This window comes from Mangrovitalea sediminis (assembly GCF_002514725.1).
GTDB classification, from domain to species: domain Bacteria; phylum Pseudomonadota; class Gammaproteobacteria; order Pseudomonadales; family Oleiphilaceae; genus Mangrovitalea; species Mangrovitalea sediminis.
Map to the genome: position 1 here is coordinate 116,242 of NZ_NTLB01000007.1, position 18,771 is coordinate 135,012.

Annotated in this window: 15 protein-coding genes and 1 pseudogene; 6 read left to right on the forward strand and 10 right to left on the reverse strand. The window is 59.6% G+C overall.

What is annotated here, in order from left to right; translation table 11 throughout:
* Positions 1-11: 11 nt before the first annotated feature.
* A complete protein-coding gene (locus CLR77_RS17655; RefSeq protein ID WP_097462033.1) occupies positions 12-665 on the reverse strand; it encodes a class I SAM-dependent methyltransferase in 654 nt (217 codons plus the stop codon).
* A 110-nt stretch (positions 666-775) separates the two neighbouring features.
* On the opposite strand from CLR77_RS17655, the gene cls reads away from it, so the two are divergent.
* The 3 genes from cls (at position 776) to CLR77_RS20050 (ending at position 3,554) form a co-directional block, all read left to right on the forward strand.
* Entirely contained in the window at positions 776-2,203 is a 1,428-nt protein-coding gene (cls, locus tag CLR77_RS17660; RefSeq protein WP_097462034.1) for a cardiolipin synthase, read from the forward strand.
* A gap of 180 nt (positions 2,204-2,383) precedes the next feature.
* Positions 2,384-3,067, forward strand: coding sequence for a GntR family transcriptional regulator (locus CLR77_RS17665; protein ID WP_097462035.1), 684 nt, complete (start codon positions 2,384-2,386; stop codon positions 3,065-3,067).
* A gap of 196 nt (positions 3,068-3,263) precedes the next feature.
* On the forward strand, positions 3,264-3,554 hold the full coding sequence (locus CLR77_RS20050) for a hypothetical protein (protein WP_143269440.1): 291 nt from the start codon (positions 3,264-3,266) through the stop codon (positions 3,552-3,554).
* Between the two features lies 1 nt (position 3,555).
* On the opposite strand, the gene CLR77_RS17675 is transcribed toward CLR77_RS20050, so the two are convergent.
* On the reverse strand, positions 3,556-4,149 hold the full coding sequence (locus CLR77_RS17675) for a hypothetical protein (protein WP_097462037.1): 594 nt from the start codon (positions 4,147-4,149) through the stop codon (positions 3,556-3,558).
* A 111-nt stretch (positions 4,150-4,260) separates the two neighbouring features.
* Between CLR77_RS17675 and CLR77_RS17680 the strand changes: the two genes are divergently transcribed.
* On the forward strand, positions 4,261-5,151 hold the full coding sequence (locus tag CLR77_RS17680) for a translation initiation factor eIF-2B (protein WP_158227234.1): 891 nt from the start codon (positions 4,261-4,263) through the stop codon (positions 5,149-5,151).
* Between the two features lie 209 nt (positions 5,152-5,360).
* Positions 5,361-5,723: a hypothetical protein gene (locus CLR77_RS17685; RefSeq protein ID WP_227519991.1), complete on the forward strand. Its 363-nt coding sequence runs from the start codon at positions 5,361-5,363 to the stop codon at positions 5,721-5,723.
* A gap of 18 nt (positions 5,724-5,741) precedes the next feature.
* On the opposite strand, the gene CLR77_RS17690 is transcribed toward CLR77_RS17685, so the two are convergent.
* The gene (locus CLR77_RS17690) at positions 5,742-9,122 is read right to left on the reverse strand and encodes a transporter substrate-binding domain-containing protein (RefSeq protein WP_097462039.1); all 3,381 of its coding nucleotides are present in this window, start codon (positions 9,120-9,122) and stop codon (positions 5,742-5,744) included.
* Between the two features lie 105 nt (positions 9,123-9,227).
* On the opposite strand from CLR77_RS17690, the gene CLR77_RS17695 reads away from it, so the two are divergent.
* Positions 9,228-9,461: a DUF2789 domain-containing protein gene (locus tag CLR77_RS17695; protein WP_097462040.1), complete on the forward strand. Its 234-nt coding sequence runs from the start codon at positions 9,228-9,230 to the stop codon at positions 9,459-9,461.
* Positions 9,462-9,517: 56 nt separating this feature from the next.
* Here CLR77_RS17695 and CLR77_RS17700 read toward each other — a convergent pair whose 3' ends face one another.
* The 7 genes and pseudogenes from CLR77_RS17700 to CLR77_RS17730 all read right to left on the reverse strand — a co-directional run bounded on the left by CLR77_RS17700 (position 9,518) and on the right by CLR77_RS17730 (position 18,540).
* On the reverse strand, positions 9,518-11,224 hold the full coding sequence (locus tag CLR77_RS17700) for a GGDEF domain-containing protein (protein WP_097462041.1): 1,707 nt from the start codon (positions 11,222-11,224) through the stop codon (positions 9,518-9,520).
* A 40-nt stretch (positions 11,225-11,264) separates the two neighbouring features.
* Positions 11,265-12,236, reverse strand: a complete 972-nt coding sequence (gene xerC, locus CLR77_RS17705; protein WP_097462042.1) for a tyrosine recombinase XerC — start codon at positions 12,234-12,236, stop codon at positions 11,265-11,267.
* Between the two features lie 21 nt (positions 12,237-12,257).
* A complete protein-coding gene (locus tag CLR77_RS17710; RefSeq protein WP_097462043.1) occupies positions 12,258-12,998 on the reverse strand; it encodes a DUF484 family protein in 741 nt (246 codons plus the stop codon).
* A 111-nt stretch (positions 12,999-13,109) separates the two neighbouring features.
* Positions 13,110-14,033 (reverse strand): diaminopimelate epimerase, encoded by a 924-nt coding sequence (gene dapF, locus CLR77_RS17715; RefSeq protein WP_097462044.1) that lies wholly within the window; start codon positions 14,031-14,033, stop codon positions 13,110-13,112.
* 10 nt (positions 14,034-14,043) lie between these two features.
* Positions 14,044-15,294, reverse strand: a complete 1,251-nt coding sequence (gene lysA / locus CLR77_RS17720; RefSeq protein WP_097462045.1) for a diaminopimelate decarboxylase — start codon at positions 15,292-15,294, stop codon at positions 14,044-14,046.
* Between the two features lie 179 nt (positions 15,295-15,473).
* Positions 15,474-15,560, reverse strand: a pseudogene (lptM, locus tag CLR77_RS20595) (LPS translocon maturation chaperone LptM); the annotation flags it as partial.
* A gap of 118 nt (positions 15,561-15,678) precedes the next feature.
* Complete coding sequence (locus tag CLR77_RS17730; protein ID WP_097462047.1) at positions 15,679-18,540, reverse strand: class I adenylate cyclase; 2,862 nt, start codon at positions 18,538-18,540, stop codon at positions 15,679-15,681.
* Between the last annotated feature and the right edge of the window lie 231 nt (positions 18,541-18,771).

Consider the following 18,771-nt stretch of genomic DNA (forward strand, 5'->3'; position numbering starts at 1 on the left):
ATTCCTGGGGATCAGGCGGATGCCGATGGCGACAAACCGGCTTCGCCCAGGATCACGGGCGCCACCAGCGGCAACAGGATCTTGGGGTGCCGATAGGAGGACAGCATCCGTATCTGGAAACCGGCGGCTTCGAAGGTGCGTCGCGTGTCACGATTCAGGTTGCAACCACAGGCCAGATGACGCCAGAGCGGGTTACAGCGCTGCTGCCAACGCGCCAGCGAGCGCGTGCCCGCCTGTACATGCTCAAAAAAGAGCAGGCGACCGCCGGGTCGCAATACACGCCGAACCTCCGCGGCCGCCCGGGCCGGGTCCGGCAAGGTACAGAACACCAGAAAGGCCACCACCGTATCAAAGCTGTCGTCGGCAAAGGGTAACTGTCCGGCATCGCCCTCGACCAACGTGACCCTTTCGGCCAAACGAACATCCAGCGCCTGCAAACGGGCCTGCGCCTGCTCGAGCAGTCCCTTGTGGGGTTCGATCCCGGTCAGGGACGTCATCTGCTGGCTGTAGTACTCAAGACTATTGCCAGTACCGATGCCGATTTCCAGGACATCGCCAGCCGCTTCACCCAACAGGTGAGCCCGCTCCCGCCGGAAGGCTCGATCAGCGACATTCAGCATGCGCGGAAAGATCCGATTCTCGTAAAATCCCTGCAGATCCAGCATATTTCCTCCTGGAAATGACCAAAGTCAGGCCTGACCACCAAGGACTTGGACCTGAAGGCGGCAAGCTGGCATCATCCTACCGTTAACCGATCTGGCAGGGAACCGTCCGCATGGGGAACATCAGCCTGTTAGCCTTACTGGTCGTGCTGCTTTACGGGTTGTCCTTCTATTGCATTTTCCGCATTCTCCTCAGCTACCGCACGACGCAGGGGGCGGTTGCCTGGATCATCGCACTGCTGACCTTCCCGTACATTGCACTCTTTTTGTATGCGTTGTTCGGCCGCAATCGTTTCTCAGGCTATGTCCGTGCCCGGCGCACCGGAGACCAGGAGGTCGCCCATCTCGTCGACGCACTGCAGTCGGCGATTGGCCAGTACCAAAGCGGGGCTCCCCAGACGTCTCCGGAACTGCGGGTTCTCACCAGCCTGGTCCGGCTCCCCTTCACCACCGGCAATCACTGCCGACTGCTGCACAATGGCAGCGAAACCTTCGACGCCCTGTTCGACGCACTGGATAAGGCACGCAGCTACGTGCTGCTCGAGTTCTACATCGTCCGCAACGACCACATCGGCCGCCGTGTTCAGGATGCGCTGCTGCGAAAACTGCACGAGGGCGTGGCGGTCTACTTCATCTATGACGATATCGGTAGCGCAGGCCTGCCTACGGACTACATCGAAAGTCTCAGCCAGGCGGGCGCCCAGATCCGCGCCTTCGACAGCGGCAACCGGCGTCGCCGGCGTTTTCAGATCAATTTCCGCAACCACCGCAAGCTGCTCATCTGTGACGGCCAGGTCGGTTTCGTCGGAGGAATTAACCTGGGGGACGAATATCTCGGCGCCGAACCAACGCTCAGCCCCTGGCGGGATACCCATTGCCAGGTGGAAGGCCCCGCTGTACGCGTGCTACAGCTCAGTTTCCTGGAAGACTGGTATTGGGTTGCCAACCGGGTGCCGCCACTCAACTGGAACGGCCACGAGCCCGAAGGCGGCAGCGATAACGTTCTTGTGCTCCCAAGCAGCCCGGCGGACGACTTCGAGACCTGCACCCTGTTTTTCCTCAACTGCATAAATTCAGCCCGTGAGCGGATCTGGATCGCCTCGCCGTATTTCGTGCCCGACCTGCAAATCGTCAACGCGCTGCAGCTTGCCAGCCTCCGGGGCGTCGATGTGCGCATCATCATTCCTGAAAACCCGGACCACAAGCTGATCAGGCTCGCCGCCTACTCCTATCTGGTGCAGGCGAGCAGGGCCGGCATCAACATCTACCGCTACCAGCCCGGCTTCATGCACCAGAAGGTCCTGCTGGTAGACGACCGTTATGCCGCGGTCGGAACGGCCAACCTGGATAACCGTTCGATGCGTCTGAACTTCGAGATGACCCTGCTGGTCACCTCCTCCAGCTTCGTCGAAGCCGTCACCCGCATGCTCGAACACGACCTCACCGAATGCATACAGCTCACGGCAAAGGACTATCAGGATCGTTCGTTGCTGTTTCGCCTGGCCTGTCGCGGCGTACGCCTTGCAGCGCCATTGCTGTAAAGCGGACCTTTTTGGCTAAAACCGGACCTTTTACGCGGTTTTGCAAGTTGCAATTTGCAAAGATTGTTTTCTGTGCGAGGATTAATCTGTGGGTATCTGTCTCCGGATACGTCTACCCACTGCCTGACAGAGGCCTGAAAAGGCTCCATCCGGAAGCGGAGCTGTAACGCGAGTCGTGGAATGCTGACCTTCAAACCCCGGGAAACCCTGACCGAACAGGTGGCCCAGCACATCGAAAACCTGATTGCATTTGGCCGTCTGGAATCCGGTCAGCGCATTTATGAAAGTGCGATGGCAAAGGAACTGGAAGTCAGTCACGGCTCTGTGCGAGAGGCCCTGCTGTTGCTGGAAAAGCGCCATCTGGTGCGTAATATTCCCCGTCGCGGCGCCTTTGTCACCGAACTGGACGAGCCATTCGTCCGTTCGCTCTATGAAGTCATGAAGCTCTACCTTCATTACAGCGGCAGCAAGTTCATCTACCTCTGGTCGCCACCCGACATGGAACGGCTGGAATCGCTGTATGCCCGGATGAGCGAGTGTTTTCGCAAAGGTCAGCTGATGCAGTTCCTCGATCTGGGCATCGAATATACCCAGACCTCCCTGGCCTATGCCGACAACTACTTTATTACTGCGGCCATCCGCGACCTCTGGCCATCCGCAAAACGCTGTGCTTTTGTTGCATTACGTCAGGGGACGGGTATGCTGGAGGACAGCCTGCACCATATGCGAGACTCCATTGAAGCCATCAAGGTGCGGGACGAAGAGTGGATGCTGCGGATCTTCGACGAATATGTCGACCGCCAGTGCCAGCAAGTATTGAACAGCCTGCCAAAGCGCGAACCCTCGGATCGGGCGGCTCGCTGAACGGCTGCCACCGGCATCCCTGTCTCAGTGTCTACATCGGCAATAAACGCATCGGGATCGACCTGCGCGAGGCATGAACAGGATTTGGTATCGCATTACCCGCCGACGCCCTGCTGGCGGGACGCTAAGAATAGAACCCGCGTGGGGATTACTGGCCCCCTTGCTTCTCGCCGGCTGCGCGACCCAACCTCCCCCCATGCCAGCTCCACCGCCACCGGCAGTTTCACAGAGCCAGACTCATCACCCAAAGGCTCCCCGCAAACAGCACGTTTCCTGCGCCTGGAGTCAGGTCCACGGGATCGCCGAGTTGGTGGCCGTCAGGGATCACCACGCCACTTATCGTTTCTATCCGGGGAATACGCTCTTCCGGAAATCCCACCCCCCCCACAACGCCAGTCCGGGTAATGAATACAAGGCTATTGTGCGCCGCCCGATGAACGGGCCTTGCGATGCCCCCGAACTGGTCGTGGTGGATCCGCTGGAGTAGATCAGCCGGATTTTTTCTCCTCATCTGCCAAAGAGAGATGCGACACATCCGGCACGATGGGAGGTGGAGCATCCCGCTGCTCACCGAGATCGGATCCAGCTGGCGCCAGACTCCAATCATCGAGATGTTCGAAAACCGGAGCCTCGACGTCTGCTGGCGCCTCCATTCGAACGCCAACCGGATCCAGCTTGAGCGACGAGTGGGACAGGATGTCATCCACCTTCTCGCCGGCTACCGGCAATCGATCGCCTGGCTCCACCTCGACCGTCCCCTCGGACGCAGGCGCGGATGCCGCCGGCACGGCAGGCTCCGGACGGCTGGCGGGCGGTGGGGTCTCGGCAGGAGCGGCAGCCGGTGTCGGCGCTTCGACACCCGCCATCGGCTCGATGTAACAGATCATCCCATGCTTGCGCAGCACCGCCTGATATTTGGTGGCCGTCTCTTCATCCAGTTTATTGCGGATAACCACAGCCTGGCCGCTGAACATCCGGTCCACCTGCGCAATGGTCGCCTTAAAGAGCGCCATGGCATTACCCCTGGCCGTATTTTCATCGACCCCCGGCACCCGCTCGCCTTTGAAAACCAACTGATACATAGGCTCTCCACGAAATTCCGTCATTCAGTCCTTTTTTGATATCTTACCAGTGTAGCGCTTCGTCCTGCTGACCGCCGCTCCCTTCGCCAAGGGATGGAAAGGAGAACCGCCATGACTGCGCCGCCCACGGTGCCCACTTTGGAGTCGCTGATCGACCGAGTAAGCAACGATCATGTGCGAGGTGCAAGCGAATTGGCGCGCCTGGCTCTCGACGGGTTGAGAACCTGCGCATTGGAAACGCCCTCCCCGTCCCGCCAAGTCCTCGAGGCCACCGGCCAGGCCCTGCGCGACTGTCGGCCCGCCATGGCGCCGATCCGCAATCTCATGCAGCAATGGCTGGACCGAATATCAGCCGATCCTGCCACAGATGAGGCATGGTTACTGGCTGCCGCCGCACATGCCGAGAACCTCTGTCTCTCGTCCAAAACAGCAGTCCGGCGCATTGCCCTGCTGGCCTGCCGCCTCCTGCCCTCCGGCTGGACCCTGATGACCCACAGCCTGAGTTCCACCGTACTGGCGCTGGCCAACGCCCGCCATAAACGCAAAACCCGGCAGCAATGGCTGGTCAGTCGGTCAGAACCTGAACAGGAGGGGCTGGAACTGGCGCGCCGTCTTGCTGCACTGGAACAATCGGTGCTGGTCTTCACCGAAGCCCAGGGCGGCCTGATTATGCGCGATGCGAATGTGCTGGTGGTGGGAGCGGACGCCATCCTGGCCAATGGCGACCTGATCAACAAGTCAGGAACCTATCTGCTAGCCCTCGCGGCTGCCGACCAGGGCGTACCGGTGTTATGCCTGTGTGAAACCTTCAAATACAGCGACAGTAACGATTTCGACCCTGAACCCCATGCCCTGGATCACCTGTCCCTGCCTGCATCCCAATGGATCAGCGGTTACAACTTCACCTTTGACCGTACCCCCGCAAAACTGATCAGCGCCGTCCTCAGTGAAGATGGCTTATCGATCAATCGCTGTGCGCAGGTCCCCTGGCAAACGGCCTGAGCCCCTCAAACCAAAGCCACCAAAAGCACCGTCAAAAGCGTCATGTCAGCAGTTACATTCTGCAAACAATTGAAAAACGATACATCCATACAGGTTACAATTCAGTAATACATGCAATAATGATGTTCAATGACGTCCTGTCTTGAATACGGACAGACCAAACCTGTTTTCTACTGCCATACGATGGATCAAGATCAGCGGTGAACGCCATGACAGCAAACCTGCGCCGAACCTTTTGTCACTTGGTCGGAGTCATTCTCTGCATCGTCGCGACAGCCTCCCTGGCCGACCCGCTGGACCAGCACCTTGCCAAAAGCTTCCCGACGCAGTCACCGATCTATATCGGTTATGAAAGCGTGTCTGGCGCTAATACCGCGCACGATCAGAAAAAATACCTGATTCTCGACTTCCGCTTCGTCACCCAGCCAAAGCAGCCCAACCTGCAAGCCAGCATTTCGAAAATCTGCCACACGCTGCTACACGACAGAGGGTTGTTAAAACAGTTGGACAGCCAGGGTTACGACATGATTTCCGTCGCCTTTGACCGTCACTACCAGTACGACTGCCTCTGAGACACCGATAGACGCGACTCAGCTCAATCCAAACAGATTGGGGAAGTCATCCAGCAGACGGTTCACCCTGTCCAGCTCGAACGCATCGATACCTTCACAGAGCGCCGCGCCGTAATGGCGAAGAGGACCCGATCCGGTTTCGTCCGCCAGCTGCTGCAAGTCCTCGCCAAAGGCGCGAATGCCCTCCGGATCGCCACTATCCTTGATTTTCTGCCAGCGCTCCGCAAACGCGACTTCCAATGTTTGCCGTAACTGCCGAAGCTGCTCTTCAGAGATGGGGGCCTCGTCGCCGGGAGCCACATCTTCAGAGGCATCCTGTAAGGCCTGATGGGGCAGAAAGCGCGACAAGGCCTCCAGGATTTCGGCCCGGCTGACCGGCTTCCGCAGGAAACCGTCAAAATGGGCATCGCGGATACGGTGCGAATCCTCAGCCATGACCGAAGCCGTCAACGCTATCACCGGAATGTGCGCGGACTCCGGGTCGTCGTGCAGCGCAGCCCGGCATTCATAACCGTCCATCAGGGGCATACGGATATCCAGCAGCACCAGATCCGGCTTGTCCTGTCGCGCACGCTCCACCGCCTGATAACCGTTCTCCGCTTCGATAATACGCAGGCCATATGGCGTCAGCATATCCCTTACCAAGCGACGGTTGGTCTCATTGTCATCGGCCACCAGAATCAACGCGGGACTGAAACGATAGTCCAGGGCGCCGTGGTCCGGCCCGGCAGCGGAAAGATCGGTCACCGAAGTCTCGACATGACTGAGGCGGATCGTAAATAGGGAACCCCGGCCGGGCTCGCTCTTGACCTGCAGCTCGCCGCCCATCATTTCAACCAGCTTGCGACTGATCGCCAATCCCAGACCGGTGCCCCCGTATTGTCGGTTACTCTGCCCTTCCTGCTGTTCAAAGGCCTCGAAAATCCGGATCTGCTGGTCGACAGGTATGCCAATACCGGTATCCTCTACCTCGATGACCAGTACACAGCTCGAGCTCGGTTCAGCCACAATATCAGGGGCGCTCCGGGCGCGGATGATGACACTCCCCTGGTGGGTAAACTTGATGGCATTGCCCACCAAGTTAAACAACACCTGCCGTAAGCGGGTCTCATCCAGCAACATAACCGGCGGCAATTCGCCCTCGATATCGACCCGAAGCGTTAACCCTCGGGACTCCGCCCGCATGGCGAAAATGCGGCGCACATCCTCCAACAGACGCTCGACATCCATCGGGCCGACTTCCAGTCGCATCTTGCCGGCCTCGATGCGCGAAAGGTCGAGAATGTCGTTGATCAGGGTCAGCAGGCTGCGGCTGCCGGATTTGATGGAATCCAGGTAGGTCCGCTGACGCGGTTCCGTGATACTGCTTTCCAGCAGCTCCGCATAGCCCATGACGGCATTCATCGGCGTTCGGATTTCGTGTGACATATTGGCCAGAAACTCGCTCTTGGCGCGGTTCGCTGCCTCGGCCTCGCGGGCCAGCTGCTCTGCCTCCTGCATGGACTGGCGCAGCTTCTCCTCGCTCAGCCGCAAGGCATCCTCCGAGCGGATCCGTTCCTCCACCTCCCGCGACAGCTTACGGTTCCAGTACAGGAAGACGGCGATGACCACCAGCGCCACCATGACCACTCGGCGCACCACGGTATAGTCGATATCCCGCTGCACATCCAGATGGATCCAGCGGTTGTAGATGCTGTCGTACTCATGCTTGCTGATACTGGCCAGCGCCTTGTTGAGGATACGTTGCAACTCCGGCATATCGGGCCGGATTCCCAGGCGCAGCTCGTACTGGTACGGCGTGATACTGGTGATTCTCAGGTTCGACAGCCCCAGCTTGGCCACCGTGTAGCTGACACTGGGAATCTGGGTGACCATCACATCCAGGTCACCGTTGGATAGCGCCAACAGCCCCTGTTCAACCGACTCTACGGGATAGATATTCAAATCGGGATGGTTGATCAGCAGGTATTCCTGGCTGGCGTAATTGCGCACCACCCCCACCCGCTGTTTTTTCAGCTCACGCAGATCGCCGACGAAATGGCTGTCGTCGCGGATAACCAGCACAATGGGCAGGCTCAGATAACTGCGCGAAAAGAGGAAGCGGTTCTGCCGGCTGGGTGTACGGGTGAGTCCTGGAATGACATCGACCTTACCGTGCTCCAGGTTGTCCTCGACATTCGACCAGTCAGGCACCTGGACGATCTTGAACTGGTAGTCGAGACGATCCTCGATCTTCTTCACCAGATCGAGCACCAGGCCGCGCGGTTTGCCGTTTTCATCGAACTCGAACGGCGGCCAGTTCTCGCGCACCGCGATCTTCAGTCCCGCATGCTGCTTCAGCCAGGCCTTCTCGGCATCCGTCAGCAGCGGCTGGTCGCTCTGGTTATGTTCAGGCAGCACCTGATTGAGCCAGGTGGCCTGGATCAGGCGTTTTTCCGCTGGTGTAATGGCATCGATACCGGCGTCGAGCAACGACTGCAGCATATCGTCGTTATGACGTACCGCGTAGGACAGCTTCAACGGATGATCCGACAGCAGCTGAACCGCCGAAATCTGGGTGATCAGGTGATCCTGGAGGTAGGCTGCCACCCTTGGCACCGGTGCCACGTAGGCATCGGCCCGCCCGGTCATCAGCGCTGAGACGGCATCTCCAACCGACCGCACCGGTACCGGCGTGATATTTTCGACATTCTCCAATAGATCATATTGATAGTGATCGCCGTCCAACAACGCGACCCGCTTCTCTTCCAGGCTGTGTAGATCCGTAATCGAAGCATCCGAGCTGTCGGTGAAGATCGCGTAGGTCAGTTGCATATAAGGCTTGGTGAACGCGAACTCCTTTTCGTTAAGCGTCTGCGAGCTCTGCATGGACAGCGCATCGATCTTGCCACGGCGCAGGTCACGTTCCAGATCGTTCTCGGTACCGCCCACCAGCTTGACGCGAACACCGAGCTTGCGGGACAGCAGCGTCGCATAGGCGCTCTCACTGCCGCTGATCGTGCCACTGTCGTCCTTGAATGCCAGGGGTTTACGTTCCAGCGGCACACCGATCCGCACGACATGGTGCTTCTGCAACCAAAGAACCTGATCCGCCCCCAGCAGCGGCAACCGAGTCGGTACGGGCGGGTCGGCTTGTGCTGTGCGAAGCAGTGTAAACAGCATCAGCAGACCGTAGGCCAGCGCGTGAAATACCCGGAAAAATGCGGTTGAATGCCTCCCGCAACGACGCGAACGGCTGGTCCAGCTATACATCGACTCTGCCACGATACCCAACCATTCCTCTCGGGTCTGTTGGCGCCTGCCGAGCAGCCGCGCCGTCACCATTATTGAGCCAGAAAAGGCGGCGCGATCGCCGACACCGCAAATGCGCGACAATCCCACCGGCCCTTGATTGGCCATCCCATGCGTGTATCCTACTGGTGAAGCCGTGCTGCGGGCGAACAGAAATTCACCCCCATACCGCAGCGACGGAATGTCATCTTGCCACCATTGGGAGGGTTCAGGATGGACACGTCACCGCACACCCTGCAAACGCTTTTCGCCCAGTTGGGACTACCCAGCGACGCTGGCGCCATCACCGACTTTATCGCGCGACATGCCCCACTAGATCCGGATGTGACACTGCCCGATGCCAAGTTCTGGACAGCCGCCCAGGCGCGGTTTCTGCGTGAAGGCGTCAGCAACGATGCCGACTGGGCAGAGGCCATCGATAGTCTTGACGCCCAGTTACGGCATTGATATCCGTATCTTGGGCATTCTGGCAACGGTTGGCCATGCGGATTATCCGTAAAACGCTAACCGTTGTTCTCAACCGAAGCGTCTGCCCGTACGACGCGATTACGCCCCTGCTGTTTGGCGCTGTATAGCGCCTTGTCTGCCATTTCGAACAGCTGGTCGGCACCCGCATCGCCGGCAAAGCCGACCAGCCCGGCGGAGAGCGTAATGCTGACATGCTGCTTACGGAAATGGAATGGCAGTGCCCCAATGTGCTCACGTAGCGCCTCGATGACCTTAAACGCGGTATCGACGTCCGTTTCCGGCAAAAGAATGACAAACTCCTCGCCACCAAAGCGTGCCACGAAATCCGCAGTACGCAAGCGGTCGCGCAACGCCCGGCCAATCAGCCGGATGGCTTTGTCACCGGCCAAATGCCCGTACTCGTCATTGATTCGCTTGAAGTGGTCGATATCTATAACTGCCATACTCACGGGCTGACGATATCGGCGCCAACGCTCGTACTCCAGCACCAGACGCTCCTGCCACGCCTCCCGATTGGGCAGGCCGGTCAGGATGTCGGTCAAGGCACGGGAGCGCTCCTCCTGTAACTGGCGCCGCATATGTTCCGTCTGCGCCTCCAGCGCCGCCAGCTTTTCTTCCAGCGCCGACACGTGTTCATGGGCCAACACTTCCCGTTTCGCCTGGTCTTCGCGAAAGCGCGACAGGCTCTGGCCAATCCGCTCCACATGGGCACCGATCGACATTTTCAGCGAACCCAGGTCGCCGGCCTCACTCACAGCCCTGCCGATCGCCTGCAATTCGCCCTGCACTTCCAGGTCGAGTGCAGCCGATGCACTCCGACTGTCCTCTTGCGAATCGCGCTGGGCCTGAATATGCGACTGGATTGTCGAGAGCCTTTCATCCAGGCGCTGCAGGAAGGTTTCGAACTCCCGCTGCTCATAGCTGACTGCCGCGATAATCAGGCCGGCTATGGTATCCAGCGCTTGCTGGATATCGGCCCAGTTATGACTCTCGGACAGTGAAGACTGCAATCGACGAGCTTCGGCCTCTGCCTCTGCCGGCAACGTCACTTGCGCCAGCAGTTGCTGCACCAACTGGTTCACCTGACGGGCAAAACGAGCCACCTCCGCCTCGGACAGCGGCGTGGTATCCAGCGACGTTGCTTCGGAAAACGCTGCCGCGTCCATCGCCGACGGTACCGCACCCGGCAATTCGGATTCCGTCGGCCCGGACGTTGAGGGACTTTCGTGTCGCCCGAACCAGCGCCGCCAACTGTTCGCCGCAGTTTCACGCTCAGGACCAGCCTGCAGTACCGCCGCCTGTATCGCCGAGAGCCGCGCCAGCCACTCAGGCAAGAGCGTCACACTTGGCTCGGTATGCGCAATCTCCCGGGATAAGGCTTTCAGGTCGCGGCGATGCTGACGCTCCTGAGTCTGCGCTTCCAACGTTCCCAGTAAACGCTGGAGGATGCCCGTCAACCGTTCCAATCGCTGATGACGCTGCTCGTCCAGTTGAACGACCATATCGTCGATGTGTCCCTGCAACGCCTTGAGACGCTCCACATCCAGGTGCTCGTCCCGCAGGAACGCACGCAACTCCGCAAGCGCCTTATCGAGTGCGGGCGCCATCCCATCCGCGGCCAGGCTTGTCCGCACCAGTAGACGTTGCAGCGTATTGCGCTCTTCACGCCAGGCCTTTTCCCGCAGCTCACTTTCCTCCAACTGCCGGAGGTACTTGGCCTTCCACTCTTCCGGACTGTTCATGGTTTCGTCTCGTGACACGCAGCCATTGTGATCATCAGGCTCATTCGTTATTCGTTGTGTGTTCTGGCGCTATGCTCCCGGTATCCGCTTGCGCCCCTTGCCGACGCTGGGCTCTCGGGTGGGCCTGGTCGTATACCCGGGCTAAATGCTGGAAGTCGAGATGGGTATAGACTTGGGTGGTCGAAATATCCGCATGCCCCAACAGCTCCTGTACGGCGCGTAAATCGCCGCTCGATTCCAATAGATGGCTGGCGAAGGAATGTCGCATCAGGTGGGGGTGAAGGCGCCGGTCCGCACCGGTTTTCAGGCCCCACCGCTTTAGTCGGACCTGCACGGTTCGCGGATGGATTCGGCACCCACGGCTGCTGACGAACACCGCCGGTTCTTCGGCATTGGCATAGGCGCCTCGCTCCGACAACCAACCGCGCAGGGCTTCCCGGGCCTTGCGGCCCACCGGAAGCACCCGTTCCTTGCCACCTTTACCCAATACCCGCACCTGACCTTCCCGCAAATCCAGGGCGTCCAGATCGAGCCCAACCAGCTCCGCCAGACGCAAACCGGAAGAATAGAACAACTCGAACATCGCCAGGTCCCGCCCTTCGAGGCTATCTGTTGGCGACGAGTCCAGGAGTTGTTGCATTTGATCGACATCGACAACGGTCGGCAGGCGCTTTTCACGACGTGGCGCCTGGATACCTTGAGCGGGATTGTCCCGCGCCAGCCCCTCTCGTATGAGGTAGTCGAAAAAGCGACGGATCGCCGACAGATGGCGGGCGATGCTGCGGCCGCCCAGACCAGCCCGTGCCAGCGCGGCGACATGGCGGCGCATTACATGGTGGGTAATGTCGTTCCAGTCGGTCAGGGAGTCCGTATCGGCCAGATGGGCCAGGAAACGAGTGAGGTCTCGCTGGTAGTTGCTGACAGTGTGAGGCGAATTGCGACGCTCCGAGCGCAGATGCTCGATAAACCGCTCAAGATCGCACAGAGCCCGGTTGTCGAACGCCCCAGACATAGCGCCTCCCGGGAAACCCGACTAGCGGGTTTCCACCGCCGTGGCAGCCACCTCCGGCACCTGCTCACGCTGAAGCAGCGGCGGTAGCATACGGCAGAGACTGTCACTGATGTATGAAAGGAAGAGAGATCCCATACTGCTGTCGAAATACTGTGCCTGTCGACTACCCACAGCAAAGAGGCCGATAGGCTCGGCACGGCGAAGCGGGATAATCGCCACCGATTGAATATCTTCCTGCCCGGGGAACAAGTGCGCCAATTGCGCAGGACGCAAGGGTCCACACAAGGCTCGGGGAGCTTCCAGCAGGCTGCCGAAAACGTCCCGGGCATCTTCCAGCGTCATGCCTCGCAAGCCGCTCTGCCCCTGGAAAGCGTCAGGCGCGTCGGCAAACAGTACCAGGGAGGCGGCATCAAGACCGAAGTCATTACGAATGCTATCGTCAATCACCATAGCGATGTCCGATAGGGCTTCCGCTTCCAGCAACTGCATCAGCAGACGTTTGCTTTTCTCGAAAAGGCGGTCGTTTTGACGGGCGATGGCCACCAGATCCTTCAGTTCACGGCGCAGGGTATCCCGTTGCTCCCGAAAAAGATGGACCTGACGCTCCACCAGCGAGATCGCGGCACCACTGGCATGCGGTAAACGCAGGTCACGCAACAAATCCTCATGGCGGGTAAAAAAGTCGGGGTGCTGACGCAGATACGCCACCACGTTTTCATCACTCAGCGCCGAAGCCTGACCACCGGCCGCCTGATCCGTCATCTTCAATACCCTCCGCATCGGCCCGCCCCTGCACCGGCGGGGCCGTATTCCTATTCATGCCCAAACCGGGCCAAATATGTTTCGCTTCATCGAATCCGGCCAACGACGGATTCAGTGCTCCTGACAAGCCGCTCCCTGCTCGCGACCGCGCTCACGGCGGCCCTTACGCGCCTCTCCGGGAACCCGGACCTGCCCTTCGAAAACCCGTGACGCAGGGCCTTCCATCATAACAGGGGCCCCTTCACCCCGCCATTCGATCCAGAGGCTGCCACCGGGCAACTGTACCTCGACACGGCCCTCCAGCAGACCTCTCAGACAACCGGCGACCACCGCGGCACAAGCGCCAGTGCCGCATGCCAACGTTTCGCCAACACCCCGCTCGAACACCCGCAGACGCACTTTCTGGGGTGAGAGAACTTGCATAAAGCCAATATTGGCCCTTTCGGGAAATCGCGAATGATGCTCCAACCGAGGCCCCACCGTTTGCACCGGCGCCGTGTCGACATCGTCGACCAGCAGCACGCCATGGGGATTGCCCATCGAGATGGCGCTCAGTTCGAAGGTCTCACCAGCGTCCTCTACACAGTAGGTGACGGCACGGCGATCCGCCACAAAAGGCACCTCGGCTGGCTCCAGGCGAGGAACGCCCATATCGACAATAACGCGACCTTCCCGCGTCACCTTCAGCTCGATAACGCCGCTGCGGGTTTCAACACGCAGGACACGCTTGTTCGTCAGGTGCTGGTCGCGAACGAAGCGGGCAAAACAACGCGCACCGTTGCCACACTGCTCCACTTCGCCACCGTCAGCATTGAAGATACGATAGCGAAAATCCACGTCCGGAAGACCGGGCGGCTCAACGACCAGAAGCTGGTCGAACCCGATACCGAAATGACGGTCTCCGAGCTGACGAATTTGCTCCGGCTGTAACCTGAAAGGCTGGGTTACGCCGTCGATCACAATGAAATCGTTACCCAACCCATGCATTTTGGTGAAACGCAGCATCTGCGACTGCTGCCATTTACGATCGCTCATGGTTCGCCTCCTACAGCGGCAGCCGTGTTTCCAGAACCAGTTGATCGTCAAGCGTCTCACGACGACGCACCACATGGACATGGTTGCCATCGACCAGGATTTCCGGCGGCCGGTTGCGACTGTTGTAATTGGAACTCATCACAAAACCATAAGCGCCCGAGGAGCGCACTACAAGCAGGTCTCCCGGTTCGATGATCAATGAGCGGTCCTTGCCCAGGAAATCCCCGGTTTCGCAAACCGGTCCGACCAGATCATATTGTCGCTGTGTGCCTTCGGTACGTGGCGCCACCGGTTCGATAGCCTGCCAGGCACCGTACAGGGAAGGCCTCAGCAGATCGTTCATGGCAGCATCGACGATGGCGAAATTTCGGTGCGCGGTGCACTTGAGAAATTCCACCTTGGTCAGCAGGATGCCCGCATTGGCGACGATGGAGCGGCCGGGTTCCATGACCAGCTCCAGCGGCCGGCCCCCCAGTTTTTCGAGCAGCGCCGCCACATAGGACTGCGGCGATGGCGGCAGTTCCTCCTGATAGGTGACGCCCAGACCACCACCGATATCCAGGTGGTGAATCTGGATACCGCGCTTGGCCAGCCGGTCGATCAGGGACAGCACCCGATCGAAGGCATCGAGGAAGGGCTGAAGCTGCGTCAACTGGGAGCCGATATGGCAGTCGACTCCGACAACATCGATATGCGCCATCTTTGCCGCGCGGCTGTAGACCTCCTCGGCATAAGCGATATCGATGCCGAACTTGTTCTCTTTCAGGCCGGTCGAAATGTAGGGATGGGTCTTGGCATCCACGTCCGGATTGACCCGCAGGGAAATCGCGGCCCGCTTACCCAGATCACCGGCCACCGCGTCGATGCGTTCCAGTTCCGCTTCGGACTCAACGTTGAAACAGCGGATACCGACTTCCAGTGCCCGACGGATTTCATGGGTCTGTTTGCCGACACCGGAGAACACGATTCGTGCAGGATTGCCGCCGGCCCTCAGTACACGTTCCAACTCGCCGATAGAAACAATATCGAAGCCGGCGCCCAAACGGGCCAGCACGTCCAGGACCGCCAGATTGGAATTCGCCTTGACCGCGTAGCACACCAGGTGCGGATGCTCGCCCAACGCATCGTCATAAGCCCGATAGCGTTCTTCCAGTGCGGCCCGCGAATAGATATACGCCGGCGTACCGTATTGCTTGGCGATGGTTGCAATGGCAACCTCCTCGACGTAAAGCTCGTTATTCCGATAACTGAAATGATCCATGCCTGAAATCCGTAAAGAAAAGAGATGCTGTAATGATGGTCCGAGGGGGCCGGTGAATGCATTCCCGTCCCAACGACCTACCGCTGCTGTCAGGGTTTCACGCCGGAGGTCGTCACCTGTGTGTCCTGGGTTTTATCGGTCACCGCCGGCGCCTGGGCATGCCCCTGTACGGCCTGCGGTTTGTCCGCCGGAAGATACAAAGGCCCTTTTTGGCCGCAGCCGGACAGCAGGGCGAAGAGACAAACGAGAAGCAAAGAACGCGTCATGAGTACCTGCAGTGGATATTAAGGACCGGACCCAAGGAGGCCCGCAGCTGTGATCCGGCGAGGCCATTTTGCGACCAGTATACCTGCTGCCCGTATGGGCTGCGAGCCTCCGGGCCAGTCAAGGCAAGCGTTCAAGGGCCCTGTTCAACGCCTGTTCGAGACTCAATTTCTGTTGCAGATACTGCACGGTGGAAAGATCCCGCTGATAGCGTTGCGGATCCAGATCGTGGGGCAGACTCATGTCCGTGATATAGACCGGATAGTCTGCGCCATTCCGTCGGCGTGAACGGACATAATGCGCCACTGCAGCGAGGAGGCGGTCCCCATGCTCAAGATGACTGAACTCCTGGTGATCGCAGAACAAATCGAAGTGTAAGGGCGCCTCCGCTTCCTGCATCCCCACCGCCTGAATCTCGAAACAGCTTTCAGGGAAACCATCGTCCAGCCCCCTTCGTCCTTCCAGCAGGTAGTCGCTCCCCCGCTTCACCAGCTCGGTCACCTTGACCTCGAGCGGCGGACTACCGTCATGCAGTGCCCGGCGCAGCTGGCGGCGCTCGTTGATATTCGCGAAGAAGCGCAGGATCGGCGAAAGCAGATAACGCACAGACTGGAAGCCCGCCTGCCAGAACCATAGCGCCCCCATCTCGTCGACCATCCAGAGATCCGCCTGATCGCCCTTGATCTCGTAGAACAACTGAATATTGCCTGGCTCACTGGCACCGCACACCACCCGCAGTGCCAGCGCGCCCGACAACGCATGACGATCGATCACCAGAGGAGAGTAGCGGGTCTGCGGCAGCGCCATCAGGCCGAGCAGCTCCCCATAACCGCTCGCTGCCAAGAAACGGGGCTGGCCATCCAGAAACTGCAGCATGAACCAGCGCCGATCCATCTCAATCAGGTAGCGCAGAGCGCGGGGTTCGGATGCCTCGGCGAAATAGGCCTGGGCAACGTCGACGAAAAGTTCCTCGACACGGCGGGCGATGGCCGTCGCCCTCCCCGCACAGTGACAATGTACGCTCAAGGCCGGACGCGCCGCCGGCGACAGCGTCAGGTTCGCCAGGTAATGTTTCAGACACTGGATCAGGGTGTCCCCGGCCTCGTAACGCTGTACGCTAACCTCATGCCAGCTGTTCAGGCTGACTTGGTCTACGGTCACCACCAGGTTGTCTCGCAGCCCACTGAAGCCCAAAGCATCGCTGCGTTCGCTCAGTTTCTGCAATCCCCTTTCACTGAGCGACTCCAAGGGATCGACACCAACGTTGATGAACAGGATCGCCACCAGGGGGCGAGGGTCCTCGAGCAATGCCGTCCGCTCCGGCGAGGCAATCGGCGTACGCAGGTCCTGTTGCAGGCCATGAATCAACGACCGGAGCTCCGATACACTGAGGCGCGTGCGCCCGGCCTGAACATTCAAACGCGTGGCGCTGGTCAAAAGGCCGTTGCAGTGGCACCAGACCAGCAGTTCGATGAGACTGGCGCTGTGTTTGATAACGGGCTGGAAAGCGGCATCGGCCGGCGTATCGAGGTCACGATAAAGCAGCCACCCATCGCCGGAGCCGCCCTCCGGGGAGGCTGAACGGTGATGAAAGGCCAGGTTCTCTTCCGCCAGCGAAGGCGCGATACCCGGATTGATAACCTCGATCTTGCCGGCCTTGCGCTGAAACGCCGCGTACAGCTTGCGCCCCAGCAATGCCAAATCTTCAGGCCGGATACTGGCTGTCACCCCCTGCTCCCGTGCCAGCCGCGAAAGGAAGCGATAGCTGTGGGTCAGCGCATTGACGATGGTCCTGCGTTCGCGCAGCACTTCGCCGACACGCCAGGAGGCCCGACGATCGAGGCGGCGAATCTGAGCCTCATCCCAGCCCCACTGGGTGACGAGGCTCAACAGCAGGCTGGCTCGCCAATCCTGACGGGGATTCTCCAGCCTCGACAGGGGAAGTGCGGACTTCAGGTAGAAGCTGCGGCGCAGCAGTTCGAGGCGTTCTTCCGCATCCCCTGCCAGCAACCAGCCCTCGAGATAGCGGTAAAGCATGATATACGGATCAAGCTCATCCACATCCAACCGGCCCCCGAAGACGGCTTCCTTGAAGGCCAGCGCCAGCGGACGCTGTCCTTCACCGACGTAACTCTCAATGAGGAGCAACTTGAGAATGGCCTTCCAGGGCGAGTCGATGCCCTTATAGAGTTGCCAGATACCGGCCCCGATAAACTCCGCCGGAGGGATGGCCGGAATAGGCCCGAAATCCAGGTACTCCTCATCCTTGATGAAGCGACAGTCGACCAGTTGGCGAACCAGGGCAGCATAGTCGGACTCCCGCTCCACCGGGATCAGCCACCAGAGCGGATACTTGCCGCCAAGATGAATGGCCGTGCGATAGAACTCGTCCAGCAACAAGTAGTGCTGTGCACTGCCGCAGTTCTCCTCATCGACACGTTGGTCCAGGCGCCCACCGCGGAAACCGTCGGCCGACAGCACAAAGATATGCAACTCCACACCAAAATCCGCCGCCCAGCGCTCGAGCGCCTCAGCCTTGCGCGACAGCAGGGCGATTCCGGGCGCAGCCAGATCCTGGCGATGACACAGCCAGACATCGAGATCGCTGCGGCCAGTCTGGGCAATGGTGCCTGGGCTGCCCATGACGAAAAGACTGTCCAGATCCGGCCTTTGGGTGCCCTGGGAACGCCAATGGAAGGAACGGCTGAAGCGCTGGGCCGCATCCAGCACCGCGCGATCCGGCGAATAGAGCGCCAGACCGTGAGGGCAGCGGCTGTCGAGATACCCGGGCAAGGCCGGATGATTGAGATGGAAGATCAACGGCAGCAGTTCCAGCACCAGACTCTGCCGGGGCCCCAACCCCTGTAGGGCTCGCAGCAGGCGCGCCTGATTCACCTGCTCGAAACGGCCGCGCAGTTTCTTCAGCGTCTTTCGGTCTATCCCCTCATCGAAATCGAGGGCAATGGCAGGAACAGCGTTCACAGTGACTCCGATTTAACCCTGTCCGGAAACCCCGGTCCCTAACAGTGTTTACTCTCACGGGAACCGGGTATGATTGGGCCTCGGGTGTCATCTCGCGGCCATCACCATCCGGTTTGCGCCCTGTCGATCCGCTCTTCCGCCCACCGGCGCTGCGGGTATCGAAAAGGGCATGCGCTTTCAACAAGTGTATACGCGATGCGTGAGGCTGTATAACAAGGAACCCGCCAGACG

Bases quoted from the DNA above. Each gene is read 5' to 3' on its own strand.
- CLR77_RS17690 (WP_097462039.1), bottom strand. From the start codon at position 9,122: ATGGCCAATCAAGGGCCGGTGGGATTGTCGCGCATTTGCGGTGTCGGC.
- CLR77_RS17700 (WP_097462041.1), bottom strand. From the start codon at position 11,224: ATGAACAGTCCGGAAGAGTGGAAGGCCAAGTACCTCCGGCAGTTGGAG.
- CLR77_RS17685 (WP_227519991.1), top strand. From the start codon at position 5,361: ATGACAGCAAACCTGCGCCGAACCTTTTGTCACTTGGTCGGAGTCATT.
- CLR77_RS17665 (WP_097462035.1), top strand. From the start codon at position 2,384: ATGCTGACCTTCAAACCCCGGGAAACCCTGACCGAACAGGTGGCCCAG.
- lysA (WP_097462045.1), bottom strand. From the start codon at position 15,294: ATGGATCATTTCAGTTATCGGAATAACGAGCTTTACGTCGAGGAGGTT.
- CLR77_RS17675 (WP_097462037.1), bottom strand. From the start codon at position 4,149: ATGTATCAGTTGGTTTTCAAAGGCGAGCGGGTGCCGGGGGTCGATGAA.
- dapF (WP_097462044.1), bottom strand. From the start codon at position 14,033: ATGAGCGATCGTAAATGGCAGCAGTCGCAGATGCTGCGTTTCACCAAA.
- CLR77_RS20050 (WP_143269440.1), top strand. From the start codon at position 3,264: ATGCCAGCTCCACCGCCACCGGCAGTTTCACAGAGCCAGACTCATCAC.
- CLR77_RS17680 (WP_158227234.1), top strand. From the start codon at position 4,261: ATGACTGCGCCGCCCACGGTGCCCACTTTGGAGTCGCTGATCGACCGA.
- CLR77_RS17655 (WP_097462033.1), bottom strand. From the start codon at position 665: ATGCTGGATCTGCAGGGATTTTACGAGAATCGGATCTTTCCGCGCATG.
- xerC (WP_097462042.1), bottom strand. From the start codon at position 12,236: ATGTCTGGGGCGTTCGACAACCGGGCTCTGTGCGATCTTGAGCGGTTT.
- CLR77_RS17710 (WP_097462043.1), bottom strand. From the start codon at position 12,998: ATGACGGATCAGGCGGCCGGTGGTCAGGCTTCGGCGCTGAGTGATGAA.
- cls (WP_097462034.1), top strand. From the start codon at position 776: ATGGGGAACATCAGCCTGTTAGCCTTACTGGTCGTGCTGCTTTACGGG.
- CLR77_RS17695 (WP_097462040.1), top strand. From the start codon at position 9,228: ATGGACACGTCACCGCACACCCTGCAAACGCTTTTCGCCCAGTTGGGA.